Below are 24,100 nucleotides of genomic sequence, written 5' to 3'. Positions count from 1 at the left end.
TAATTTTATCGCTAATTTTAATGTTATCGAGGTGGTATTGTGGCCATCAGTCCAGCAAATCGCGGCATGGCGTTCGAGCATTTAGTCGAATACACGAACCGTTGTTACCGAATGAAAGGAATTGCTCACATCGAAAAAGTACCGACTCCCTGGAAGGTGGTCCGGCGAGGAAATCGCATCATCAGCGCGTTCCCGGAAAAAAAGGGAATGGTGGACTTCATTGGTGTTTCTCATGGCCGCATGATTGCCTTCGATGCGAAATCGACGAGGGAACGCACCCGATTTCCTCTCGATAACATCGAGGAACATCAAATGGCCTTTTTGAAGTCCTGGCGTGACCAGGGAGCGATCACCTTTTTCCTGGTGGAATTCGCAAAGAAGCATGAAGTGTATCTCCTTCGTTTTTCGGATGCAGAGAAATGGTGGGAACAATCAAAACAAGGCGGCCGGAAGTCGATCCCTTATGAATGGTTTGTGGAGCATTGCGACCTGGTGAAATCGAGCCGGGGAATCCCGATCGATTATCTGAAATGCCTGGAGAAATGATATGCATGTGTTTGTATCTATTCACGACGACCGGCCGGAATGGATGAAAGAAGAGGACGCTCTTATGTGTTGTTGGTGGTATTGTCCGTTATTCAAAAAATGCGCGACTCGTTGCGGTCATGACTGCACACGATTTGGTGGCGAAGTAATACCAAAAATAAGGGGATGATGGCATGGATCAGTTGAAATGGCAGTGCGAAATTATCCGGGATGAATATGTAACGGAGGCGGATATCGATGTTCGTGCGCGTGAAATACTTCGAATTTGGCAAAGAAAAGGGCTATACCATGTGGGCCAAAAGCAAGGAGGAAGTCATCGCCAATCTGCGGCGAGTTGGTTGTTCTCCCGACATGATTCAATCGCTTGAAGTCTGCAATCCTGGAGAAAACAAATTCAAACCATACAATCCTAAATTCTTACGGTGAGGTGTTGCTCTATGGCTAAACGGATAAGAATCACACTTGGACAATGCAAACGCGAAATCGACGATGCTCTTGCGCTTTGGGAGCAAATCGCGCTGGAGACGCTCCATAAAGAGTTTGGTTTCGGTCCGAAGCGCCAGGAACGGTTCATGAACCGGTTCCATACGGTGGCGCGTGCCAAACTCATGGAGCAATACGCGCAGATGAACATCAAATATCGTCATATGCTTTAAAAAATCAAAAGGGGAAGGTGACCGGCATGAAAACCAAAGCGAAAAAGAAAACACGCAGCGATCGGCGGTTCTTGGAGGTAGAGCGGATCCTACGGCATTATCGGTATTACAAATCCGGGATCGTCAATCTCAAAAAACAACTCGATTACATTATGCCAGGATGCGTCGCAAACTATGAAATCGTGGAGGGGACAACCGGTACCTTCTCGATTCGATCCACTACGGAAAAGTACGCCATCGATCGGATTGAATCGAAACGCGCTCTCGACATTTATGAAAAAATCCGAGAATATGAATTAATCGTGAATTGCATCGAGCAGTCGCTGGAATCGTTGAACAAGGAAGAGAATAAATTCGTTGAAATTCGCTATTTCGATGGTAAATCGATGAAATATGCAGCTGATGTTCTTGGATATTCGGAACGGTCCATTTTCAACGTGAGAAACGAGGTTTTGCAAAAACTATCGATCAGTCTGAACGGTGTCTTGCAGTTGCTAAAATGAGAGCGATCGGCTCTCTTTTTCTTACCTTTGCAGTTTTCTTGCAGTTTTTTTGCAGTTTTCTTGCATTTTTTTAATTCTATAAAATGTTATTATGCTAATAGGCAACACCTACCCCATCAATGGAGTTACCACCCGGAATTTTTCGGGTGGGTTTTATTTTTTATGTTAATGTTAATGTTATTTTTATCGTTAATAGAGGTGTTAATGTTGTCATGAATCTTCGTGTTGAAAATAAAAAAATTACCGATTTGAAGCCAGCGCCGTACAATCCGCGCTTGGACCTTCAGCCTGGTGATCCGGATTATGAAAAGCTGAAACGGTCCATTCAAGAATTCGGCCTGGTGGAGCCGATTGTGTTTAACGAACGGACCGGATATGTGGTTGGTGGCCATCAGCGATTGAAGGTCCTTCAAGACCTGGGATGGTCCGAAGTGCCGGTTTCGGTGGTTGACCTGGATCCGGAAAAAGAGAAAGCACTAAATGTCGCTCTTAATAAAATTGAGGGCGATTGGGATAATTTTAAACTCAAAGAATTGCTCGAAGAACTTGATTCCGGTGCGTTCGATATAACAATCACCGGTTTCGATGAAGAAGAAATTGAGGACCTCATGACACAGTTCTATGTCGAAGAAGAAACCGAGGTCAAAGAAGACAATTTCGACCCGGATAAAGCGGCCGAAGAAATCCAGGAACCGATCACCAAGCCTGGCGATGTGTGGTTGCTTGGTCGCCATCGGCTAATGTGTGGTGATTCGACCAACATTGATGATGTCCTACGGCTCATGGGCGGCAAACAAGCCGATATGATTTTTACCGATCCACCGTATAACGTCGATTACGAAGGCAGCAATGGAAAGAAAATCAAAAACGACAACATGGAAGATTCGGCTTTTTATCAGTTCCTCTATGATGCCTTTGTTGCCATGTATACGGCGCTGAAAGAGGGCGGTCCGATCTATGTGTGCCATGCGGATTCGGAAGGCCTGAATTTCAGAAAAGCGTTTAAAGATGCCGGGTTCCTCATGAAGCAATGCTTGATATGGGTAAAAAACAGCCTTGTCCTTGGCCGGCAGGACTACCATTGGAAGCATGAACCGATTCTCTATGGCTGGAAGCCTGGCGCGGCTCATGCCTGGTATGGCGGCCGGAAACAGGACACCGTCGTCGAGGAAGATGTGGACTTGGTGGTCCAAAAGGAAGGCGATCATTTCGTTTTGTCCTTCTCTAACGGCATTAAGTCCGTTATGGTGAAAGTGCCAAGCTACGAGATTGTCTTTTCCGGCGATGATTCGGATAGTACGACCTGGCGCATCGAAAAGCCGAAGAAAAACGCGGACCATCCGACCATGAAGCCGATCGCTCTTTGCGCGCGAGCAATTCAAAACTCCAGCAAGCCTGGAGAATTGGTGCTGGATCCGTTTGGCGGTTCCGGATCTACGTTGATCGCGTGCGAACAAACCGGGCGTACTTGCTTCACGATGGAGTTCGATCCAATATATTGCGATGTAATCCTTCGTCGATTTGAGGAATTCACCGGTCAGAAGGCGGTTCGAATTTGAAATATCGTACGGCAGGAACTGTCGGAATCATACGCCTGTGGAGTTAGTAGGTTGCGAGGACGATGAAGCAGGAAATTCTCACTGCGAAGTGAGAAGCCCGCGACTTTAGTCGTGGGAGGTTCACAGCAAACAAAAATACAACCGATCGGCATTCCGGTCGGTTTTTTGTGTGGTGATGAAGATGGCTGGCAGACCTACCAAGCTAACACCGGAACTTCAAAAGAAAATTATTGATGCGATCCGGGCCGGCAACTACATGGAAACGGCGGCGGCCTATGCTGGTATCTCGAAGGATACCTTTTTCCGTTGGCTACGGAAGGGAGCGCGCGCCAAAAGCGGCATTTATAAAGATTTTCACGATGCGGTTGAAAAAGCGCTCGCGGATGCGGAAGTTCGGGACGTGATGCTGATCGCAAATGCAGCGGCTACGGATTGGAAGGCAGCGGCCTGGCGGCTTGAACGTAAATTTCCAGACAGATGGGGAAGAAAGGAGAGATTGTCGGCCGATCTCAATCATTCGGGTCAGGTGGTAAAACGTGAAGAGTACGACATCTCGATCACTCACGAAATCACAAATGAAATCCTCAACGACGAAGAAGCGAAAGAACTTGCAAAACAATTACTCCGACGAAGAAATGCTCTTAAACGGTCTGATGAACAATCTTGATGAGATTGAAAAGGCGCTCGCTCGCGAGGATTATTCGGTTTATCTTGAATACGTCCATCATGGCCGGTATATCCCTTCGCGCCATTCTGATTTGGTATGCCAATATCTCGAAAAAGTCGAACGCGGCGAAATTCGACGGCTCATGATTTTCATGCCACCTCGCCATTCTAAATCTATGACCGTTACGGAAACCTTTCCGTCCTGGTTTATTGGCCGAAATCCGGAGCGCCGGGTGATCGAGGTATCCTACGGTGACTCCCTGGCGCGGAAATTCGGAAAAGCGAACCGGAATAAAATCGCGGAATTCGGCGAGGAATTATTCGGCATTACGCTCGCTCGCGATAATAACTCGGTTACCAATTGGGATATAGAAGGCCATCGTGGTGGTATGATTTCCGTCGGTATCGGCGGTGGTATCACCGGGCAGGGCGCGGACCTCTTAATCATCGACGACCCGATCAAAAACCGGAAAGAGGCCGATTCGGAAACCTATCGCGAGATGCTTTGGTCTGAATGGAAGGACACACTATCGACCCGGTTGCAGCCTGGCGGCCGGGTTATTTTAATTCTCACAAGATGGCATGAAGATGACCTGGCTGGCCGGCTCCTAAAACACGAACCGGACAAATGGACGGTCCTGTCGTTGCCGGCGGTCTGTGAATCAGAAGATGATCCATTGGGCCGTAAGATCGGCGAGGCGTTATGGGCAGAGTACGGATTCGATGAAAAATGGGCCGAAGAAACGAAGCGGTCCGTCGGCTCTCGTACTTGGTCGGCCTTATACCAACAGCGGCCATCGCCTGCCGAGGGTTCTATGTTCAAACGGTCATGGTGGAAATATTACCGCGCGTTGCCGGCTCGGTTTGATGAGGTCATTCAATCCTGGGACTGTGCGTTCAAAGATAATAAAGACAGCGACTATGTTGTTGGCCAAGTGTGGGGAAGAATCGGCGCAAACAAATATTTAATCGACCAGGTTCGGGGGCAAATGGATTTTCCGACGACAATCCAAGCAATCCGTAATCTATCGGCTCGTTATCCTTCTGCCTACGCGAAGTTGATTGAGGATAAGGCGAACGGTACGGCCGTTATTCAAACATTGCGGAATGAAATCCCTGGTATTATCCCGGTGAATCCGGACGGTGGAAAAGTAGCAAGGGCGGCATCGGCATCGGCAGACGCGGAAGCCGGCAACATCTACTTGCCAGCGCCGGAGATTGCTCCTTGGGTGCATGATTTCGTCGAGGAATGCGCTTCGTTCCCTAACGGTGCGAACGACGACCAAGTTGACGCATTCACACAAGCTATAAACCGATTTAATAACAAACCGCGACCGAGCATTCGCTCGCTATAAAGGTGGTGAGAAAATGGGGATTCACTGGCGTAGTTTTATCCCTCGTTTCTTTCAAAGAAAAGCATCAGAGGTAAACCGTTTAATAGCGGCCTGGTTTCTTGGTGAACCAATTTGGACGCCGGTTAACTACGAGAATTTAGCAAAAGAGGGATTTGAAAAAAACATATGGGTGTATCGATGTATTATGGCCATTGCGCATGCCGGCGCGAGTGTTCCTTGGCTCTTGTTTCAAACGCGGCGGAACGGTGACCGGAAGGAAATCACACAACATGCCTTGATCGATCTTTTAAATAATCCGAATCCGTTTATGTCCAGGCAGGATTTGATAGAGCATCTCATTGCCTTTCAGTTATTGTCTGGCAATGCATATTTGCAGCATGCCGGTCCAAAAGCCGGGCCACCGAAGGAATTATGGGCACTGCGGCCCGATCGGGTGAGAATTATCCCTCATCCTGTCGATCTCATTGGTGGTTATGAATACAGGATCGACGATTCCTTAAAACAGCAATTTCCGGCGGATCAAATCACGCACTTTAAGTTTTTTTCTGCGCTCGATGATTTCTACGGTTTATCGCCTATCCAAGTGGCGGCTCGTAGAATTGACAGCGATAACTTTGCGAATAACTGGAACGCATCGTTATTACAAAATGGTGCGCGGCCATCGGGTGCATTGGTAACGGATTCGACGCTCGGCGATGAACAATACAAGCGTTTAAAACAACAAATTCGCGAGCATTACATGAGTCCTAAAAATGCCGGGAAACCGATGCTCCTGGAAGGCGGCCTGGATTGGAAGGAAATGAGTTTATCTCCTAAAGACATGGATTTTATCGAATTGAAAAAGATGAGCCGTTTGGAAATCTGCGCAGCATTCGGTGTTCCACCGGAAATCGTCGGCGACATGGAGCATGCGACGTATTCAAACTACCAGGAAGCTCGGAAAGCGTTCTATCAAGACACCGTTATTCCGATCTTGTATAAAATCCGCGATCGCTTGAACAGTACGCTGGTGAAGAAATTCGGTGATAATCTCGTCCTGGATGTGAACCTGGATGCTATTGATGCGCTTCAAGAGGATCGGGCTGAAATGTGGGATCGCGTATTAAACGCGGTCGATAAGGGATTGCTCTCTATCAACGAGGGCCGTTATGAACTCGGTTTTGAAAACATCGAAGGCGGCGATGTCCGTTATGTACCGATGAATGTCTTACTTGAAGGCCCGGATGCGCCGGATTATGCTTCGTTGCTCGCTCCCGATCAGCCGTCGAATGGCCAAAATAACGACGAAGAGCCACCGGATGAAGCGGAAGATGAGGGCGAAGCGAAAAACCTGGAGCTAAAATCAGGGCTGAATTTGCAAACTCCTATACAAAAAAAGCAATATTGGCGGTCGTTCGACCGGAAGCGAATCGGCTTTTATAACTCGGTCGCTCGACAATTCAAAAAACAATTTGAAAGGGAAAAAAACGGCGTTTTAAAAGCATTCGATGAAGGCGGCGTGCATGAGGTAGAAAGATACCTCGACGAGAACGCTGGAGAATTGGGAAAAGCGCTAACGGCGACATATATCGCGGTGATGGATGCTTTCGGTAAGGAAGTTTATAGCTACCTCAAAGGGGTGAAATCATCCCAAGGAATGGAGAAAAAAGACGATGTAGAGGATGAATTTGATGTCTTTGATAAGGCGGTCCAAGAATTCATTTCGTCTACCGTTGCTAACAAAATTGTTAATATTAACGATAACACTAAAAATATGGTTAAAGAAATTATTAGCAAAGGGTTTGAGGAACAGTTAACGGTTCCGGAAATTCGCGATCAAATTGAAGCGCTCTATCTTGAACAAATCATTCCGAACCGATCGATGGTCATTGCTCGCACCGAGGTCATCAGCGCATCGAACGCCGGAAGCCGGTATGCAGCAAAACAGACCGGGCTTCAATTGGAGAAGGAATGGGTGGCTACGGCGGACAAGCGAACGCGAAAATCGCATAAAAAAGCCGATGGCCAGCGCCGGGGAATCGATGAACCATACGAAGTCGGCGGCCACAAATTGATGTATCCTGGCGATCCAAGCGGTCCGGCTGAAGAAGTCATCCAATGCCGATGCACCGAGGTTTACCATACCGTATAAGGGGATGAAAACATGGAATTATCGATATGTAGTTTTAAAAATCGCGTTGCAAACGGGAGGTGATCCGGATGAACGAACTAGAAGTCAAGTCGTTTAGCTTCGAAGTGAAATCAACAGACGACAATACATTTGAGGGCTATGCATCGGTATTCGGAAACGTGGACTCCTACGGTGATGTCGTGGAAAAAGGGGCCTTCAAGAAAACAATCCAGGAACGCGGCCATAAGGTGAAGGTTTTATGGCAACACGATCCTTGGACGCCGATCGGGAAAGCGATTCATCTCGAAGAAGACAATCATGGTCTGTTTGTAAAAGCGAAAATATCGCAAACCGAAGAAGGAAAACGCGCCATGACGCTTATCAAAGATGGCGTGATTGATGTATTGTCCATCGGTTTCTCTACCGTAAAAGACGAATGGGACAACGAGAAAGGCATCCGTCACATTAAAGAGGTAAAGCTCTATGAATTTTCGCCGGTGACATTCGCCGCCAATGACCAAGCTGTTATCACAGCGGCCAAAAACGACAGCCGGTTGATGTCGATGCTCTATCGTTTCAATCAAGAACTTAAAGCTGGGAAAGTATTAAGCGGGAAAAACCGCGCGTTGGTGGAACAAGCGATTCAGGCTTTGCAGGCGCTCCTGGATGCGGCGGATGAAAGCGAAAATAACCAAAAACAAGGTCAAGGAGCCGAAGAAGAAAAACACGCGCAGGAAGTCTTGAAAATGATTCAAGATATTCAACAAATTAAATTTTAGTAAAAATGGATTGGTGCCACATCAAAAACTAACCAAATAAATTGAGTTTTCAACGCCTATAAGGGCGTTTTTTTCTTGCACTTTTCTGTCCTAAACGGAGCCGGTTTATTGGACCACTCCTGGGGAAGAAAAGCCGCATGATATCAAAACCAAAAAACAGAAAGGGGATCACTATGGATTTAAAACAATTACAAGAGCAATTAGGCAATGTCTTTGAAGAATTCAAAAAAGCGCGTGATGCGTTCCATGAAGAAAAAGAAAAGCTTGGGGATGCAACACAAGAAACAAAGAACTTGGTTACTAAACTTAACGAAAGAATGGACGAGTTGAAATCTCGTATCGACGAACTTGAAACAAAAGCGAATCGTCCGTTTATGCCTGGCGGCGAAAATGGCAAAAGCAAACAAAACCAAATGACACCGGAGCAAAAGGCCGCCTTCTTTAAATTCATTCGTGAAGGCAAATCCGGAATGACTCCGGAAGAAAGAAAGGCGCTTGTTCAAGATTCGGCTGGCGAAATCTTGGTACCGGAAGCGCTCGATAACGAGATCGTTCGTGAATTGCCAAAAATTACGATCGCTCGTCAATTAGCCCAAGTGCGCACTACAACATCCAACCGTCAACGTCGCCGTTCGTTGAACGAAGTTAAGGTTGTGTGGGGTAAATTAGAGACTGGTATCGGCGCTCAATGGGCGGAGGGCGAATCCGATCTTGTTCCGGATGAGGAATACATCTACGTAGAAGATGTATTCGGCTGGACTACGATCGGTGAAGACGAACTCGAAGATTCGGATCAAAACCTAGAAGCATATCTCTCTGATTCGTATGCTCGCGCATTTGCGGAAGCAGAGGATACGGCGATGTTTGTTGGTACCGGTCATGCAAACGGCCAACCGGAGGGAATTCTCAACTCTGCGGTTCCAACATTCAATGCTGGACAAGTTGGCGCTGTTAATGCTGATGATTTCATTAAGTTGCCATACCAAGTCAAAGCGCAATATCGCCGAAATGGGGCATATGTCGTTAACTCGCAGACTGAATTGGCGCTTCGCTTGCTAAAAGACGGAAATCAACAATATTTATGGCAGCCATCGCTCATTGCTGGTAAGCCGGCAACATTTAACGGTTATCCAATTTATACGCAGGATGATATCCCAACACTCCGGGCGACTGGAACGGAGGCCAAAGTAGCTGTATTCGGTGATTTCTATCAAGGTTATCGTATCCTTAACCGGAACGGCGGATCAATCAAACGTCTTGAGGAGAAATTCATCGAGCAAGGTTTGGTCGGCTTCCGTTACAAACGTCGCGTCGGTGGCGGTGTCATCCGTCCAGATGCTTTGGTCATCTTGAAAGTTCCATCAGCATAATGAAATGGGGACGGATTTTTCCGTTTCCTTTTCTTTTTGGGAGGTGATTAACGTTGAAATTCAAAGCGAAATCGGCATTGATTATTGGCAGCGAAGTTCTAACTCCTGGGCAAGAATACGATTCCAAAGAATTAAAAGTCGCGGATAAATATGTGAAATCATGGATTGAATCCGGCCTGGTGGAAGAGGTGGACGAGAATGAGTCTAAAAATAACGATGACGCTGGAGGAGATGAAACTGTTTCTTCGGGTGGAAAACGATCTGGAAGACGCTCTGATTCAAAATCTGAAGAAGACGGCGAGTAATGAAGCGGAGCGTTTTCTAAATACCGATTTTTCTACCACTGATGAAACGGGAAATGTCATCGAAAATGAAGCGCCGGATGAAGTGAAGCAGTGGGTGCTTAACCGAATGGCCCAATTATACGAAAATCGCGGCCAAGTTCCACCACCGGATTTTTCGATGATTCAACATCTGCGTGATTATCCGTTTGATGGCGATTTTGGCCAACCGGAGGAATGCACTGATGAAGATTGGTAAACTGCGGCATCGTGTAACGGTCCAGGAATCCACTAGGGTGAATGATTCGATGGGTGGCGGCCGGGAGGAATGGAGCGATCTTTTTTCTACCTGGGCGAACGTAAAGCCAATAAAAGGGGAAAGACGATACGAAGCCATGAAGGTGAAAGGAGGCATCACCCATGAGATTGAAATGCGCTATCGTCCTGGTATTACGGTCCACCACCGGATTGTTTACGATGGGCGCATTTTTGAAATCGTGAATGTGTACCCGGATGAAATAAAAACGATGTTGACTATCGAATGCTCGGAGGTGGTGTGATGGCCAAGCCTAGACTTAACGTACAAATGAAGGACCTGGATAAAACCATCGAGCGTTTTGAAATCCTGGCCAAAAAGAAGAAAAAAGAAACCGCAGAGCTTGTGAATCAGAAAGCGATCGACATTCAACGCGGCGCAAAAAAACGCGCTCCGGTGGATGATGGGGCGCTTCGTGCTTCGATTGTTATCGAAAAGTTTCAGAATGGAATGGCGGCGCGTGTCGGTTCGCGATTGCCTTATGCGGCCTATCAAGAATGGGGAACGGGTATTTACGCGCAACATCCGGACATTCCTGGTAGAAAGACACCTTGGTCCTTTAAGCATCCGAAAACCGGCGAATGGTGGATCAATTTCCGAGGGGCCAAACCACAGCCATTCCTTTTCCCTGCATTCGAAGCGGAAAGAGAAGATTTCCTCAAAAGAATTGAGGAGTTGTATAAAACGCTATGATGAATAAAAAGCTCGTTTCAACGCTAGGCCTTGTCAAATCGGCGGTGTATAAACGTTTAAGCGAAGATCCAGCGATTCAATCCGTTGTTAGTGGTGTGTATGACTATGTGGATAAACACGCGCGTTTTCCCTATATCGTCCTGGGGGAAATGACCGGCTTTCCCTGGGATTCCAAAACCTCGGCCGGTCAAGAAGTGACAATCACCATTCACACCTGGTCGGATTATCCCGGCGATGAAGAAATTCTGTTGAAAATCCACCCGTTGATTTTTGACGCGATCAGCCGGGAACCGATCGATGTTGGGGAGAACTTCGCGGTAATGCTAGCAAGGCTCGAAATAGAGGAAACCATTGAATCTCCCGATGGAAGAGCAAGACAAGGAATCACTCGATTCCGTTTCAGAATAATGGAGGTGTAGAATGATGGCTCGTTCTAAAGGTATCGATGGTGCGGCGGTGTTGGTGTTGGTGAACCTTGGCGATGATGTCACTCCAAACTGGACACCGGTTGCGGAACAAACCAACCTTTCGACTGAATCAACGCGGAACTTGATCGAAGCAAGCTCCAAAGATTCGGACCACACAAAATGGATTTATGGGAAACAAGATGATACGGTTTCCCTCGAAGCGCTTTATGTTCCAAACGATGCGGCATTTAAAGCGCTTGAAGATGCGATGAAAAATAAAGAGTCTGTCGTTTTACGTCGGACAGAAAATGGAACCGATATCGAAGAAGCGACAGCGCTCGTTTCGACAATCTCAAAAGAATGGCCGGATAATGATGCATCGACGGTTTCGGTCGAATTTCAATTAGATGAACCTTGGACTCCTATAACTCCTTAATGCGATAGGTACCCATTGATGGGTACCTTTTTTATTTCCAAACACTAAAGGGGGATATGAAATGGCAAATAAAGCAAAAGGCATTGTCAAATTAAACGGTGATTATTCATTGCGTTATACAACAAACGCGTTGGTGGAACTTGAAGATGCTCTCGGTCTAACGTTACCGGAGATTCTTGTTCGTTTTGAACGCGGCGGACTTGGTTTTAAAGCGATTCGTACCGTTGTGTGGGCTGGATTGCTCCATCAATTCGATAACGGCGATGGAACATACGACATCACTCAAAAAGAAGTAGGCGATCTCATCGATGAACTTGGCTTTGAAGCGGTAATCGAAAAGGCAGCAACGGCATTAGAATCGGCGTTCCCTCAATCGGAAAACAAACCAAACCGGGAAACGCGTCGGCAAGGGATCGAAAAAAACTAAATAAGAGCGCTCGTATCGATTGGGAAGATCTCTATGCGAGCGCTCTTAAAGTTGGAATCAAGCCCGATGAATTTTGGAACAGCACACTAAAAGAGATTAAGTGGATGGTTGATGGATATTGGTGGCGCAAAGATGAACTCGGCGAATTGTTGGCGCATTTCACAGCGATTCTCGCAAAACCGCATTACAAAAAGCGGAATCTTAAGAGTTCCGATCTGTATCGTCGTCGCGATCGGGAAAAAGACAATGTTTCACTTGAAGAACGGCGCAGACGATTCGAGCGCGCTGTTCGTTTGATGGGGCCGGATGCCATTCCTGTTACAAGGCAGGTGAGAAAGCATACCTAAAGTATCCGAGTTTTTTGTTGAAATCGGCGCGAAAATATCAAACTTTGAAAAAGGAATTAAAGACGTTCAAAACTCCCTGGCTAGCTTGAATGAACGGATGCGAGCATCCGGGGAGCAATTGACACAGAGTTTATCCGTTCCAATGGCCGTTATGGGTGGAATTGCTATCAAGTCAGCGGCCGATTGGCAAGCGGCGCAAGGGAGAATTCAAGCGTCACTTGGTGCTACCGGCGAAAGAGCAAAACAATTAACCTCGATCGCCAAGGAATTATATTTAAAAGCGTTCGGGGAAAGTAGCGCCGACGCAGCCGAGGGCGTTGCGAAGGTGGCTCGTAACCTTCAAAACCTGCCTACAGATCAACTACAAGCAGTATCGGAACAAGCATTTATTATTCGTGATGCCTTTGGTGTTGACATTAACGAATCCACCAAAATGGCAAACGTCTTAATGAAAAACTTTGGCATTTCGGTTCAAGAAGCACTCGATCTCTTAACGGTCGGATTCCAAAAAGGCGGCGATTACGCTGGTGACTTGCTCGATACCATGTGGGAATACGCGCCACAATTCGCGACGATGGGTCATAGCGCTAGGGATATGATGAATATCCTTATTTCCGGCGCGCAAGCCGGGGCTTTCAACCTCGACAAAGTCGGGGATGCGGTAAAAGAGTTTAATATTCGCGCGAAAGATGGAAGTAAAACGACCGCAGAGGCGTTTCGCGCGCTCGGTTTGGATGCTACAAAAATGGCCAATGACATAGCGGCCGGTGGTGAAAGAGGAAAAGCGGCCTTTAATGCTACCATCGCGGCGTTGGCAGCCATGGAAGACCCGGTCAAACGGAATCAAATCGGTGTTGCTCTATTCGGTACACAGTGGGAAGACCTCGAAGCAAAAGTAATTACATCAATGACCACCACAAAGGACCAATTAGGGCAAGTCGAAGGGGCGACTCAACGTGCCGGCGAAGCCATGCGGAACAATTTCGGAACACAATTACAAGAATTGTGGCGGCAGACGTTAGTGGCTTTGGAACCATTAGGCCTGGTGCTTATTGATTTGGCGAATGCGGTATTACCGATTCTTGCGGCGGCCATACAAAAAGTTTCGACCTGGTTCCAAAATTTAAGCCCGACTGTTCAGAAAGTGATCGCGATCATCGGTGTATTGGTGGCAGCCATCGGTCCATTATTAGTAATTTTCGGAATAATGGCCGGGGCCATTGGACAGGCATTGCCGGTAATCTTAAAGCTAACGAGCGTATTTAAAGGGGTTATCACTGTCGTTCGTGCGCTCGGAACGGCATTTACGTTTTTAGCAACAAATCCAATAGGCCTGATAATCACCGCGATTGCGGCGGCAGTAGCCATTGGTATCTACCTATGGAAAAACTGGGATACCATCAAGCCGAAGCTGGTAGCCATTTGGAATACGGTCAAAGATAATATTGCCCAAGCCTGGGATGCGGTCAAGGCGAAAGCGGCGGAGTTGGCCAGCAATTTGATCGCCAAGTGGGAATCTATTAGATCGTCGGTCGTTTCAAAGGTTCAGAGCCTGTGGAGCAGTGTGACCTCAATGTGGGAATCATTGAAATCCTCGGTGGTTTCTAAAGTACAAAGCCTATGGAGTAGTATCACTTCCACCTGGGAAAATATCAGATCGTCGGTGGTTAATAAGATTCAAAGTTTGAAAGATGGCGCGGTTTCAAGATTCCAATCTCTTGTTTCCTCTGCGAAGAGCAATTTTGAATCGGCAAAGAACGCGATTATAAATCCGATCGAAACGGCGAAAGAGAAGATTCGCGGCATCGTAGAAAAAATCGAGGGCTTTTTCAGCGGTCTGAAATTAAAAATTCCGAAGCCATCGCTCCCACCGTTACCGCATTTTAAAATCACCGGTAAATTCTCATTGAATCCACCATCGATTCCGAAGATTTCGGTCGATTGGTACGCATCCGGTGGTATCATCGATGGAGCAAAATTAATCGGCGCTGGGGAAGCCGGACCGGAGGCGATCATTCCTTTACGTGGTCAAGCAATGCAACCATTCGCAGAGGCGATCGCGGAAAAACTCAACGCGATCAGCGGCCAAGGAAGCATGCAACCATTGGAGATTATCGTTCCGGTCGTCCTGGATGGCCGAGAAATCGCGCGTGTAACGGCTCCATATATGGATACGGAATTGGGGCGTAGACGGAACTCGTTAAGTCGCGCCAAAGGAGGGCGGCTAAATGCTAAACTATAACGGTCATGATTTAAGCAATCTATTAATCGTGAACAGCATTGGCAGGCCAATCCTGCCACCTCAAATCTTAAGCACCAAGGAGATCTATGGTCGTCCTGGTGCTTTCTTTTTTGAAAAAAGACACGGTCCGGTCGTGATACCGGTGGGTGTGACACTCAACGCAAAAGGCCACACTCAATATCGCGCGTTGGTCCGGCAGTTGGCGGTTTATTTAGATGTTGAAGAACCAAAGCCGATGATTTTCTCCGATGAACCGGACAAATTCATTAACGGAATCTTGCAGGATGAATCGACTTTAGAAGAAATCGCAACAACTGGCCAGGGCGAACTGCAGTTTTATTGTCCGGATCCATTTTGGTATGCGCTTGAAGATGATGTGATGTCCTGGAAGGGTCCAGGAACCTATGTGCTGGATCGGAAAGGAACGGCTAATTCCGAGCCATTGATTGAAATTAAAGGGACCAACAATGGCGGAAAAATTACGTTACAAACGGACAATACCACCATCAATTTCACCGGAATTCTATCGGCCGGTGAAACGCTTGTATTGGATTCGGCGTTGATTACGGCGTACATCATCAAAAACGACGGCTCTCAAGTATCGGCGATTCACGATATTGATACCATCATTATGCCGATCCTGGTTCCTGGTGCGAATCAATTAACGATTTCCGTCAGCGGCGGTGCATCTGTTACTCAATTCAAAGTAACGGCGCGAAGCCGTTGGAAATAAAGGGGTGAAAGTATGGCCAAAACACCATATAGCGATTTGAAAAGCGAAGACATTTTATCGGCTCATATTAGCGGTTTGCAGCATTCCGTCAATAAAATCGAAGAAGTCCTAAACATGAAAATCCAAAACGTGACCGGCCATACATTGGTTCCGGTTACCGACCAGGACGATCCGTCATTGCGCTATCGCATTTATGAAGGAACAATCCGGGGATGGCTTGATAATCCTTCGCCGGTTATCTATCGAAATGGAGCGCCGGTAGACCTGTCTGAATACACAATTTCTCCTGGACATGGAGTGGTGGTGTTCCATCAGCAGCAATTGTCTACCGATGTGATTACGGCCGATTTCACCTATGTAATCGCTGGATCCTCGGTGTTGGACCAAATTCTCGCGGATATGGCTCAAATGCAACAACAAATCACCGATCTTCAAAATCGGCCAACCGGCGGAGGTAGCGCAATGTTCCATTATCCTGGAACATACCGGTCGCATTCGGTCGCTGGCGTAGGCGATTTAATAGAAGTCAGGGACCAATCGGGCGCAACAAAAATCCAATTTGTAACAGACGTAGATTTTACAGGTCAGAAAACCTCAAAGGCCTACTCGGTTGTCAATCCGTCTTATGCTACAAATGTAGTGGCCGCAACAAACACCGTCGAATTTTTCCCTTTCCCGGTGTCAGAAACAACGATTTACGATCAAATGGCCGTTCAAGTAGACAGCAATCCTACCGGTGGCCTGGTGATGGGTGTTTATGTGAACGAAGGAGGCAAACCAGGGGCATTAATCGCGCAAACCGTAGCGACCACTCTTTCAGCGACCGGGTGGATTGAGTTGCCGTTTCAAAGCGGCGATCTTCAATTAGAACCAGGTTTGTATTGGCTTGCTCGCTCCAATCAAAACGGAGTGTATTTTGGTCGCTGTTTATATGCGCATCAAGCGATCCCTCTTGGTGATTTTGGAACTCCTACTTATAACGGCTCCGGAAATTATCCAGCATGCGCGTTGCGTTCAACCGGTTATACTTATCGGTCGAATTTGCCGGCGGATGCATCAAGCGTTACCGTTCAATTGCTGAAACGGAATTTTTACTGCTCTCCTTGGATCCGGAGAAAGCCGTAGGTGATGTGGAATGAACAAGTATAACCAGCTTGGGCGCGTTCGTTATAATCAGCTTGGTCGAATGAAATATAACAGCCAGGAGACGGAATATAAGCCATTATATAATCGCCTGGCGTTATCCCGTCCGGTTATCCTGGACCAAAACCGGCGGCGGCTCGCGGTGTTAGAAAACGCGGATGACATCATCTTGGAACAAGAAGTCAACGGCATTGACCAACTCACGTTTACATTGCCTTGGAAGGATAAAAAGCGGAAATATATCCAAAATGAAAATCTAGTGCAATTGGTGGATCGGCTGTATATCATCCGTCGTGTTTCTATCAAACGGTCCGGGCTATCCCCTGCGGAAATCGAAGTATACGCGGAGGCATTGTGGTATGATTTGCAATTCGCCGAGCCGGTGACAAAGTCGCGGTGGGAAGAAGCGACACCGGCGGAAATTATGGCAGATTTACTTGCTGGCACCGGATGGTTCGTCGGAAATGTGACCATCACTCGTCGTCGTACCTTGGAAGTGGAAGAAGGGATCACCAACCGGCTAGAAGCTCTCGCTGAACTACCTAGCTTATTCAGCGGTGAATTGAAATTTAACTCGTCGAACATGACCGTCGATTTTACGGAACCGGTCGGAAGAAAATCCGGGGCGGCGATCGTGTACTCGAAAAACCTAGAAGAAATCGAAGCAATCTATGACACCGAGGAATTGGTCACGCGGATCTATCTGTACGGAAAAGACAACATGTCCATCGCCGATGCAAATGATGGCGTTCCGTACCTGGAAGATTTCAGCTATACGAACAAGGTCCGGGTTCGCGTAATCAAAGACGAACGGTTCACGAATCCGTACTATCTCAAAGAAAAGGGACAGGACGCATTAAAAGTCCTGGCGCGTCCTCGCGCTTCGTACATTATGAAAGCATCCGATCTATCGTCGCTTTCGGGGCTATCGCACGAAGAATTTTTCCTGGGCGACGAGGTATTGGTCTTTGATGAAGAGCTAGGAATCAATGTAACTACGCGTATCATGTCCTGGAAGTATAATGTGAAGGAGCCTTGGAATACAGAACTGCAGCTCGAAACTAAACAACCAAGTTTGACCGAACTCTTGACCGGTATCCAAGATAGCGCGTCATTCTTGCAATCCGAGGATACCGTCGATCGGAGCGAAATGCTCAACCTTCACGTTTTTAACTATTTGATGAACTCAAGGGCTGATGATGGGTTTAATTATTGGACAAACGATGGATGGGAAATCGATCCGGTGAATGGTTATAGTGGGAATGCTTCATTTAAGGCTACGGCCCAGCCTGGAGTAAAAAAATCATTGAAACAAACGGTCTATCCTTCTCATCGTGATTCTTATTCCATCAGCATGCGTGTGGCCACCGAAAACTTGCAAGTCGGAACCGGAAAAGTCGGGGTGTATATCCGCATCAAATATACGGATGGAACAGAAGATGAACCGATTTGGATTTCACTAGCCGAGGAGGTGTAATCATGTATTTTAATCTCATAAATCAAGCGATCGAGGTGAAAAATCCCGATCGTGGTGTTGCGGCGATCGAAGTTGAATTTGTCATGGAAAACTGTCAATCCGGACAAATCAATGTTACGGATATCATGTTGCAAGGGGGAACGATCGCGACCATGTGGGCTGGCCATCCTTCGGAGACTCGTTGGTCCTTGGATGGGTGATGAGACATGAACAAGGAATCCTGGACGCGCTATTTAGCGACGTTATCGAAATTCCAAAGAAAAAAGGTATCCAGCATCGAAATAGAATTCGTCATGGAAAACGTCGAAGCAGGAACGGTTCGTATAACGGATCTACAATTGCAAGAAGGGCAGCAAGTGACGGCCACCATTCCAAATACGGCCGAATTTTTTACACCAAAGTATGGAACGCTGGACGAAACCAAGACAGCCGTCGGCGGCGATTTGTACCTGGGCGATCAACCGAGGGTGTTCTCTGGTGTGAAAAATCGCTTTTATAACATCGTCGGCCGAGGGCATGAAGCAATTGTGGCTCCGAATATCTACGAAGATGATTTCTCGCAAAAATTAGTTACGACTGCGGTGGATATCACCTTGTATGCGAAGAATGATTTCGACCTTTTACGAATCTCAACGAACTATGGCGATTTCGTTTCCGGCGAGGAATTGACGTATGAAGATGAACCGGACCACCCATTAAATAAACGGTATAGCCGCGAGTTCTTTTTTGAAGGCGGCCCGGCTGGTAGTGAAATCAAACTATGGGCTTCTCAAAACATCGCCACTATCAATGGGCAGCCGGCAAACCGAGCCAGCCGGTTACTGAATGTCGGGAACGGAACGTTAAAAATTAAACGTCAATTGTTCATGGGATTGCCTTATGGTTCCAATCGAATACGGATTGAATTTTATAAGCTGGTGAATGGGAAAATGCAAGACACCGGCATCGGTTATTGGGGAATCGTCGAATTGATCCAATGGCAAGAAGGGAAGTCGAAACTATGAGTATTAAATTCTTATCCTGGTCTTTAAATGAACCATCGAACGTTCAATTTGAACAATACGCGAGAGAAATCGCGCTAGGACAATGGCAAATCATCGACCCGGACGCTTGGAAAAATTGGGGCGGCGATCAGCGAAATTTTTGGTATGCGTTCCTGGCGCATCACCAAAAGTTTTACGCGTTCGGTCTACATGATTTCGGCGTGTTGGCCGATGGCTCCATTTATCATTACAAGGCCGGAGAGTCATATCCGGTGCTTACATCGGATGAATCGGCTATCCGGTATTGGATGAGAGACTCCCTTCGTTACCTGGTGGATCATTATCCAAATATCAAATGGTCGTTACAAATGGTTTGTTTTGGTGAAAGCCGGGTAGAACCGATGCTCGATAACGTGAATAATTGCCAGGACACCTTCATTCGGCAATTAAAGAAAATCGCGCAGCTATACATGGACCGTTTCCCTGGTCGCATCAAAGGGATTGAGATGGACTTTGAAAAAAGTTCATCTCGAAGCCGTTCATATCAAGAAGCGGAAAAGTATCGGGATCTCCTGGTCCGGGTAAAAAATGAAGTTTGTATCCCTCTCGGCCTGGAGTTGCGCGTTAACCTTCACGCGATGACCGGCGATTTCGAGCCGCATTGGTATCAATGGACCGATTATCGTACTGTTGCCAGCGGCATTGATGCAAACGGAAACCAAGCCATCGATGAGTTTCAGATCATGTCATACGATTTCTCGCATAATAACTCGGCTCCTGGGCCATCGACACCGATATGGTGGCTTATTCAGGTCCTGGAACACGTGAAGAATGTTTTGCCACCGGAGAAAGTGTTCATCGGGAATGCGGCATATGGTCGCCGTTGGCCATTGAATGAGAAGCGATCCGGGAACGCGGTCCGGTATTGGCAGTTGCTCATGTGGCAAAATGGTTTATTTAGGCATAACGCTGGCCAAACAAACGAAAACGGCGAGTTTGTTTGGTACGATCAATCCTTCATCCCTTATGTTGGTTTCCATGATGAGGAATCCGGATATGAAAAAACGTTCCTTCATGTCTACGATCGGTTCGCAGTACAATTCGCGAAATTAATAGAATCGTTCAATGGAACCGATGTCATTTTCCGGTCTACGTATAATGGTCAAGATTACATCACTAGCTATTCCAAGCACCAAAGGGCCGAATTTACCGGAATTCAAAAAATCATCACTGATGTATCGAGCCGATCCGGGAATACGCGCCAAGGGACGACCTGGACACCGAGCGATACGCTCCCTGGCTATACGTTTATCGGTTATTCGGCTCATTCGGCGGTGTATAACTATAACGAGGACTTGAACACTTGCGAACCGGCCGAAGATGAAACCGGCCAAGATGGGAAGCTCATTTATTCATTCACGTTGCCAAGCGCCGGGAATTATCGATTAATTGCAGCGGTTTATTTTCCATACCTCAATCCGCGCATCCCGATCTTGGTAAATGGCCAAAGTTTCACTATTGGTGAAATCGGGAATCAGCCGGAATGGTATCCGTTTTATGTGAATCCGTCTAAACACTTTTATGACTGCGGCGTATTCTCGTTTGGAACTTCTAACACCATTGAGGTGGGTGTTTGCTCGGACGACGCGCAAATTCTAGGATTTATTGTCTGCCAAAATTTCGAGCATGGAATGTCCGGCGGTGAAGTGGAATATACGGTGAATCTCCACCCAGCAATGAAACGGGGAACGGTCCAGGATGGAATCGTTTCTAAAGTAGAAGCAGATTTTCCGGATCAAATGACCATCACCGGCGAATTATTGCGGCGGCCACCTCGTCCGGCCATCATATGGGAGGATATGTTTGGTCCTCATGTCAATAGTGGTATTACTGATTTGGCTCAAACTCGGTATTATCTCCATGTCGATCCTGATTATGTTCCACCTGGTAGTAATCCGGACCCTAATTTGAAGCGTTGCGTTGGTCCGGCGGTGGCTAGAGGTTATTCAAATGGGGTATGGAAGCCGATCGCGGCAACCGAAACCGAAGAAGCGCATGTGTATGCGGATACTCGCTCTCAATCCATGCAGCTAATACTCAACCGTCAGTATCAAATGAACGCGCATATTGAAGCCGATTTAAGAGCCGATTCAAACGATCGATCGGCGGTGTATGGCATTCGTTTTTATGCGGATACGCCTGGAGAAATCGGAAAAGGATATGTTTTCGTTGCCGATCATAGCGCCGGTCAGTTTTATTTGAAATACGAAAGTGGCGGAAGCTCCCAAGTGTTAGCGTCTGCGCCGTTGAACATCACGCTGGGGAACCGGTATACCTTCAAAGTCCGGGTGGTCGGAAATCACATCAAATGCCTAATCGGAAATGACACGGTGGTGATTGACTATCCAAGCAACAAATCGTTCCCAGGTCAATTAACGAAGGGCGCTCATGGCATTTATGCTCGCAATTGCCGCGTGAAATGCTACCGGCTCCAAATTGCTACAAACGATCGGTACGAACCAATGGAGAAAGTATCGGCGATCGTGGATGGTGTGGAGCATATCGCTCTGAAAGAAAGCCGACCATACTCCTATGATGAATTGGGCTACATGGTGTATTCTGGTTTCGATCCCGACGAAGGCCTGGGAATCAAAATCTCCAATGACTACGAAAACCTTCCAATCGCTACGGTTCCGTCCTGGCGCGGCAATAAAACGATCCGGATTCGAATGGTGGACGCTGGCGTATGGTTACGAAACTTCTATATTGGCGATTCGTCCGGTTTCTCGATTGCATGGAACAGCGACCTGGAAGGCTTTATTAGGACGCTCCGATATATCTCTGAATATGGATGCAAAGGCGTAGCCATGTGGACCGTCGGGCAGGAAGATCCGCGCGTGTTCGCATATTTGCCGACTCCTGAATGATAGATGGCAGAAAGGAAGAGTATTCGTGGAACAATGGTATTCGAACAAAGAACTATTCGAACAAATGATGAAGATGAGAGAGGAGATTGTTCATTTGCGATCCGAAATGAAAGAAACCAGAGACATCATTCGGAAGTACAACGGGTTGCGAGAAGAACTGTACAATATTGAAAGCGAAATTGAAAAGCTGAAAGCAGCAGAAAGCGGCAAGACAACCGTTTTAGATGCCATTCGAGAATGGGGCGGTTGGATTGTCGCTATTTTAATGCTTGTGATCAATATTTGGAAGGGATGACCTGAAAGGAGGTGAGAAAGATGAAGGACTGGAGAAAAATCATTGGTTATTTCATACCGATTATTGCGCTCGTTATTGCGAACATCGTCAAAGTCGATGATCCATCGCAAATCGAAGGAGCGTTGGAGATCATCGTCTCTGGGGTCTTTGGTTTGCTGGCAGCTATCGGTGTCTATCAAAATCATGATAAAACATAGTTCTTTCACGAGCAAAACAAACTTTTGGTGAAAATAACTAATCGATGAGCGATCATTTTCATGCTTGGTGTTGTACGAAACTCGCTCATGGATATTTTACTGAATTAAAACAAATCATAGGAGGATGATTTGAAGATGCCTTGTGATTATAACGGTGGAGCCATTTTTAGCTTATGCACTGACGCAAATCGTTATACAAAAAACGCTACTTCAATTGATGTAGTTGCTAGTTATTATGGTGGTGGAATTAGCGGTCCGAACGGTAATCCGGTTGCGCCAACTTGGGATTATGTCATGGCATTAGAAATACAAGAACAGGAGGATTTTTGGAAAGCGGTAGAGTTACAATCGGGGTATTTCAAACATCAAACACCTGTAAAAAAATTTTACTTGAGTGGAAAGAAAGCAGGAAGATACAGAGTGCGCATGTATTATCAAGCAAGAGAAAACGATGAGTATACAGGCTCTGTTATCACATATTCGTTTCCTGTTGAAAGATAATCATTGCGAAATAGAGGGCACCAAAAATGGCGCCTTCTATTCCCAATTGAGATAAAATATGAAATTTGTTATAATGTATGAAAATAACAAATTTCATATTAAAAGAGGGGATTGCAGTTGAGAAAACTTTTTGTGGTTTTTGGATTATTGCTGATCGTGGTCTTAGGAAGTGGATTTTTCGTACTTAGTAAGACTCCTGCTAAAAATACGGAATCTGAACCTAAAAGTCAAATGGAATCTATACAGCCAGAAGTATTACAACGGGGCGTGGATCCCAATACTTATCCTAAATATGAGTCTAATTTCAATCTTTATTTCGCTCATCTTAATTCTGCTATTTTTGTAGACAAATCCAAAGTCAACAACGGCGGAAAGTCTCTTAATGATGAGGATTATAAGTCTATTTTAAACGAAATTAAAAAGAATTTAAGCGAAATTAAATATGATGACAACGGGGAAAAGAAGCCTGAATTAGATAAAGCAATAAAATTAGTGGATCTAGCCATTCAAAATAATGCGAAAAAAGGTGACCAGATTTTTGAGGAAATCCATCAAACGATACATGATCTGGACGTATATTTTAACACGACGCACTTTGTCGATGACAAATAATTTTCTTAAAACGCATTTTTAAAATGCGTTTTTTTATTTTTTGTCAAAGGAGATGATTGGATGAAGTTCATTCAAGAAATTGCGCCACACGCTCAAAAAATTCAAGAAAAATACAATATTCTTGCGTCGCTCGTGATCGCGCAAGCGTGTTTGGAAAGCAACTTTGGCCAAAGCGGACTAGCTCAAAAGGGAAAGAATTTGTTCGGAATAAAGGGCGCATATAACGGAAAGTCGATCACGATGCAAACAACAGAGTATCGTGACGGAAAAGCGTACAAAACGGATGCTGCATTCCGGAAGTACCCTTCTTGGTTAGAGAGTTTAGAGGACTTGGCACACTTGTACGTCAATGGTGTCAGTTGGGATCGGAATAAATATAAATCGATCATCGGCGAGACGGACTATGTGACTGCATGCAAAAAAGTTCAAGAGTGCGGTTACGCAACCGATCCGAATTATGCGGCAAAATTGATCCAGATCATTGAAAAGTACGACTTAACTAGGTACGATAAAGTCGGAAATAAGCGACCTGTACAAAC

Annotated in this window: 29 protein-coding genes and 1 pseudogene; all 30 read left to right on the top strand. The window is 46.3% G+C overall.

All coding sequences use genetic code 11. The annotated features are described in order from the left end of the window. The first annotated feature begins 39 nt into the window (after nt 1–39). On the top strand, nt 40–546 hold the full coding sequence (gene recU, locus NSQ23_RS13860; protein ID WP_339171485.1) for a Holliday junction resolvase RecU: 507 nt from the start codon (nt 40–42) through the stop codon (nt 544–546). A gap of 173 nt (nt 547–719) precedes the next feature. Next, complete coding sequence (locus NSQ23_RS13855; RefSeq protein ID WP_339171483.1) at nt 720–914, top strand: hypothetical protein; 195 nt, start codon at nt 720–722, stop codon at nt 912–914. A gap of 69 nt (nt 915–983) precedes the next feature. Then, a complete protein-coding gene (locus NSQ23_RS13850) occupies nt 984–1,202 on the top strand; it encodes a hypothetical protein (protein WP_339171481.1) in 219 nt (72 codons plus the stop codon). A gap of 26 nt (nt 1,203–1,228) precedes the next feature. Further along, on the top strand, nt 1,229–1,705 hold the full coding sequence (locus NSQ23_RS13845; RefSeq protein ID WP_339171478.1) for a sigma-70 family RNA polymerase sigma factor: 477 nt from the start codon (nt 1,229–1,231) through the stop codon (nt 1,703–1,705). 119 nt (nt 1,706–1,824) lie between these two features. Further along, complete coding sequence (locus NSQ23_RS13840) at nt 1,825–3,264, top strand: site-specific DNA-methyltransferase (RefSeq protein WP_339171475.1); 1,440 nt, start codon at nt 1,825–1,827, stop codon at nt 3,262–3,264. A 175-nt stretch (nt 3,265–3,439) separates the two neighbouring features. Next, nucleotides 3,440–3,931: a hypothetical protein gene (locus NSQ23_RS13835; RefSeq protein ID WP_339174429.1), complete on the top strand. Its 492-nt coding sequence runs from the start codon at nt 3,440–3,442 to the stop codon at nt 3,929–3,931. Then, the gene (gene terL, locus NSQ23_RS13830; protein ID WP_339171472.1) at nt 3,873–5,285 is read left to right on the top strand and encodes a phage terminase large subunit; all 1,413 of its coding nucleotides are present in this window, start codon (nt 3,873–3,875) and stop codon (nt 5,283–5,285) included. The genes NSQ23_RS13835 and terL overlap by 59 nt, the downstream gene beginning before the upstream one ends. Before the next feature lie 13 nt (nt 5,286–5,298). After that, entirely contained in the window at nt 5,299–7,416 is a 2,118-nt protein-coding gene (locus tag NSQ23_RS13825; RefSeq protein ID WP_339171470.1) for a phage portal protein, read from the top strand. 68 nt (nt 7,417–7,484) lie between these two features. Further along, on the top strand, nt 7,485–8,174 hold the full coding sequence (locus NSQ23_RS13820; RefSeq protein ID WP_339171468.1) for an HK97 family phage prohead protease: 690 nt from the start codon (nt 7,485–7,487) through the stop codon (nt 8,172–8,174). 173 nt (nt 8,175–8,347) lie between these two features. Then, nucleotides 8,348–9,544 carry a phage major capsid protein gene (locus tag NSQ23_RS13815; RefSeq protein WP_339171466.1) on the top strand — a complete coding sequence of 399 codons (1,197 nt, stop codon included), beginning with the start codon at nt 8,348–8,350 and terminating at the stop codon, nt 9,542–9,544. A gap of 53 nt (nt 9,545–9,597) precedes the next feature. Continuing rightward, entirely contained in the window at nt 9,598–9,849 is a 252-nt protein-coding gene (locus NSQ23_RS13810; protein ID WP_339171464.1) for a hypothetical protein, read from the top strand. Then, nucleotides 9,776–10,084: a head-tail connector protein gene (locus NSQ23_RS13805; RefSeq protein WP_339171461.1), complete on the top strand. Its 309-nt coding sequence runs from the start codon at nt 9,776–9,778 to the stop codon at nt 10,082–10,084. Before NSQ23_RS13810 ends, NSQ23_RS13805 begins: the two co-directional genes overlap by 74 nt. Continuing rightward, entirely contained in the window at nt 10,071–10,385 is a 315-nt protein-coding gene (locus NSQ23_RS13800; protein WP_339171459.1) for a phage head closure protein, read from the top strand. The genes NSQ23_RS13805 and NSQ23_RS13800 overlap by 14 nt, the downstream gene beginning before the upstream one ends. Then, complete coding sequence (locus tag NSQ23_RS13795) at nt 10,385–10,834, top strand: HK97-gp10 family putative phage morphogenesis protein (RefSeq protein WP_339171456.1); 450 nt, start codon at nt 10,385–10,387, stop codon at nt 10,832–10,834. Before NSQ23_RS13800 ends, NSQ23_RS13795 begins: the two co-directional genes overlap by 1 nt. Next, nucleotides 10,831–11,253, top strand: a complete 423-nt coding sequence (locus NSQ23_RS13790; RefSeq protein WP_121781229.1) for a DUF3168 domain-containing protein — start codon at nt 10,831–10,833, stop codon at nt 11,251–11,253. Before NSQ23_RS13795 ends, NSQ23_RS13790 begins: the two co-directional genes overlap by 4 nt. 4 nt (nt 11,254–11,257) lie before the next feature. Beyond that, nucleotides 11,258–11,677 (top strand): phage tail tube protein, encoded by a 420-nt coding sequence (locus NSQ23_RS13785; RefSeq protein ID WP_339171451.1) that lies wholly within the window; start codon nt 11,258–11,260, stop codon nt 11,675–11,677. A 61-nt stretch (nt 11,678–11,738) separates the two neighbouring features. Then, nucleotides 11,739–12,104, top strand: a complete 366-nt coding sequence (locus tag NSQ23_RS13780; RefSeq protein WP_339171448.1) for a GTA-gp10 family protein — start codon at nt 11,739–11,741, stop codon at nt 12,102–12,104. A gap of 104 nt (nt 12,105–12,208) precedes the next feature. After that, the gene (locus NSQ23_RS13775) at nt 12,209–12,451 is read left to right on the top strand and encodes a hypothetical protein (RefSeq protein WP_339171446.1); all 243 of its coding nucleotides are present in this window, start codon (nt 12,209–12,211) and stop codon (nt 12,449–12,451) included. Nucleotides 12,452–12,602: 151 nt separating this feature from the next. Next, entirely contained in the window at nt 12,603–14,693 is a 2,091-nt protein-coding gene (locus tag NSQ23_RS13770) for a phage tail tape measure protein (RefSeq protein WP_339171444.1), read from the top strand. Then, nucleotides 14,680–15,426, top strand: a complete 747-nt coding sequence (locus NSQ23_RS13765) for a distal tail protein Dit (RefSeq protein ID WP_121781226.1) — start codon at nt 14,680–14,682, stop codon at nt 15,424–15,426. Before NSQ23_RS13770 ends, NSQ23_RS13765 begins: the two co-directional genes overlap by 14 nt. A gap of 12 nt (nt 15,427–15,438) precedes the next feature. Then, nucleotides 15,439–16,551 (top strand): hypothetical protein, encoded by a 1,113-nt coding sequence (locus NSQ23_RS13760; protein WP_339171438.1) that lies wholly within the window; start codon nt 15,439–15,441, stop codon nt 16,549–16,551. A 10-nt stretch (nt 16,552–16,561) separates the two neighbouring features. Beyond that, complete coding sequence (locus tag NSQ23_RS13755; RefSeq protein ID WP_339171435.1) at nt 16,562–18,046, top strand: phage tail protein; 1,485 nt, start codon at nt 16,562–16,564, stop codon at nt 18,044–18,046. 2 nt (nt 18,047–18,048) lie between these two features. Continuing rightward, nucleotides 18,049–18,246 (top strand): hypothetical protein, encoded by a 198-nt coding sequence (locus tag NSQ23_RS13750; protein WP_339171433.1) that lies wholly within the window; start codon nt 18,049–18,051, stop codon nt 18,244–18,246. A gap of 6 nt (nt 18,247–18,252) precedes the next feature. Further along, on the top strand, nt 18,253–19,050 hold the full coding sequence (locus NSQ23_RS13745; RefSeq protein WP_339171430.1) for a hypothetical protein: 798 nt from the start codon (nt 18,253–18,255) through the stop codon (nt 19,048–19,050). Then, complete coding sequence (locus NSQ23_RS13740) at nt 19,047–21,956, top strand: glycosyl hydrolase family 18 protein (RefSeq protein ID WP_339171428.1); 2,910 nt, start codon at nt 19,047–19,049, stop codon at nt 21,954–21,956. Before NSQ23_RS13745 ends, NSQ23_RS13740 begins: the two co-directional genes overlap by 4 nt. A gap of 25 nt (nt 21,957–21,981) precedes the next feature. Beyond that, nucleotides 21,982–22,251: a hypothetical protein gene (locus NSQ23_RS13735; RefSeq protein WP_339171426.1), complete on the top strand. Its 270-nt coding sequence runs from the start codon at nt 21,982–21,984 to the stop codon at nt 22,249–22,251. A gap of 20 nt (nt 22,252–22,271) precedes the next feature. After that, complete coding sequence (locus NSQ23_RS13730) at nt 22,272–22,448, top strand: hypothetical protein (protein WP_339171423.1); 177 nt, start codon at nt 22,272–22,274, stop codon at nt 22,446–22,448. Between the two features lie 135 nt (nt 22,449–22,583). Further along, nucleotides 22,584–22,949 (top strand): hypothetical protein, encoded by a 366-nt coding sequence (locus NSQ23_RS13725; RefSeq protein WP_339171420.1) that lies wholly within the window; start codon nt 22,584–22,586, stop codon nt 22,947–22,949. Between the two features lie 117 nt (nt 22,950–23,066). Beyond that, nucleotides 23,067–23,561, top strand: coding sequence for a hypothetical protein (locus NSQ23_RS13720; RefSeq protein WP_339171417.1), 495 nt, complete (start codon nt 23,067–23,069; stop codon nt 23,559–23,561). Nucleotides 23,562–23,621: 60 nt separating this feature from the next. Continuing rightward, a pseudogene (locus tag NSQ23_RS13715) lies at nt 23,622–24,077 on the top strand (glycoside hydrolase family 73 protein); the annotation flags it as partial. Nucleotides 24,078–24,100: the final 23 nt, after the last annotated feature.

This window comes from Anoxybacillus sp. FSL W8-1294, from assembly GCF_037965005.1.
Lineage (GTDB): Bacteria > Bacillota > Bacilli > Bacillales > Anoxybacillaceae > Anoxybacillus > Anoxybacillus flavithermus_G.
The sequence above is the reverse complement of the archived record's forward strand: the minus strand, read 5'-3'. Positions and strand labels throughout refer to the sequence as shown.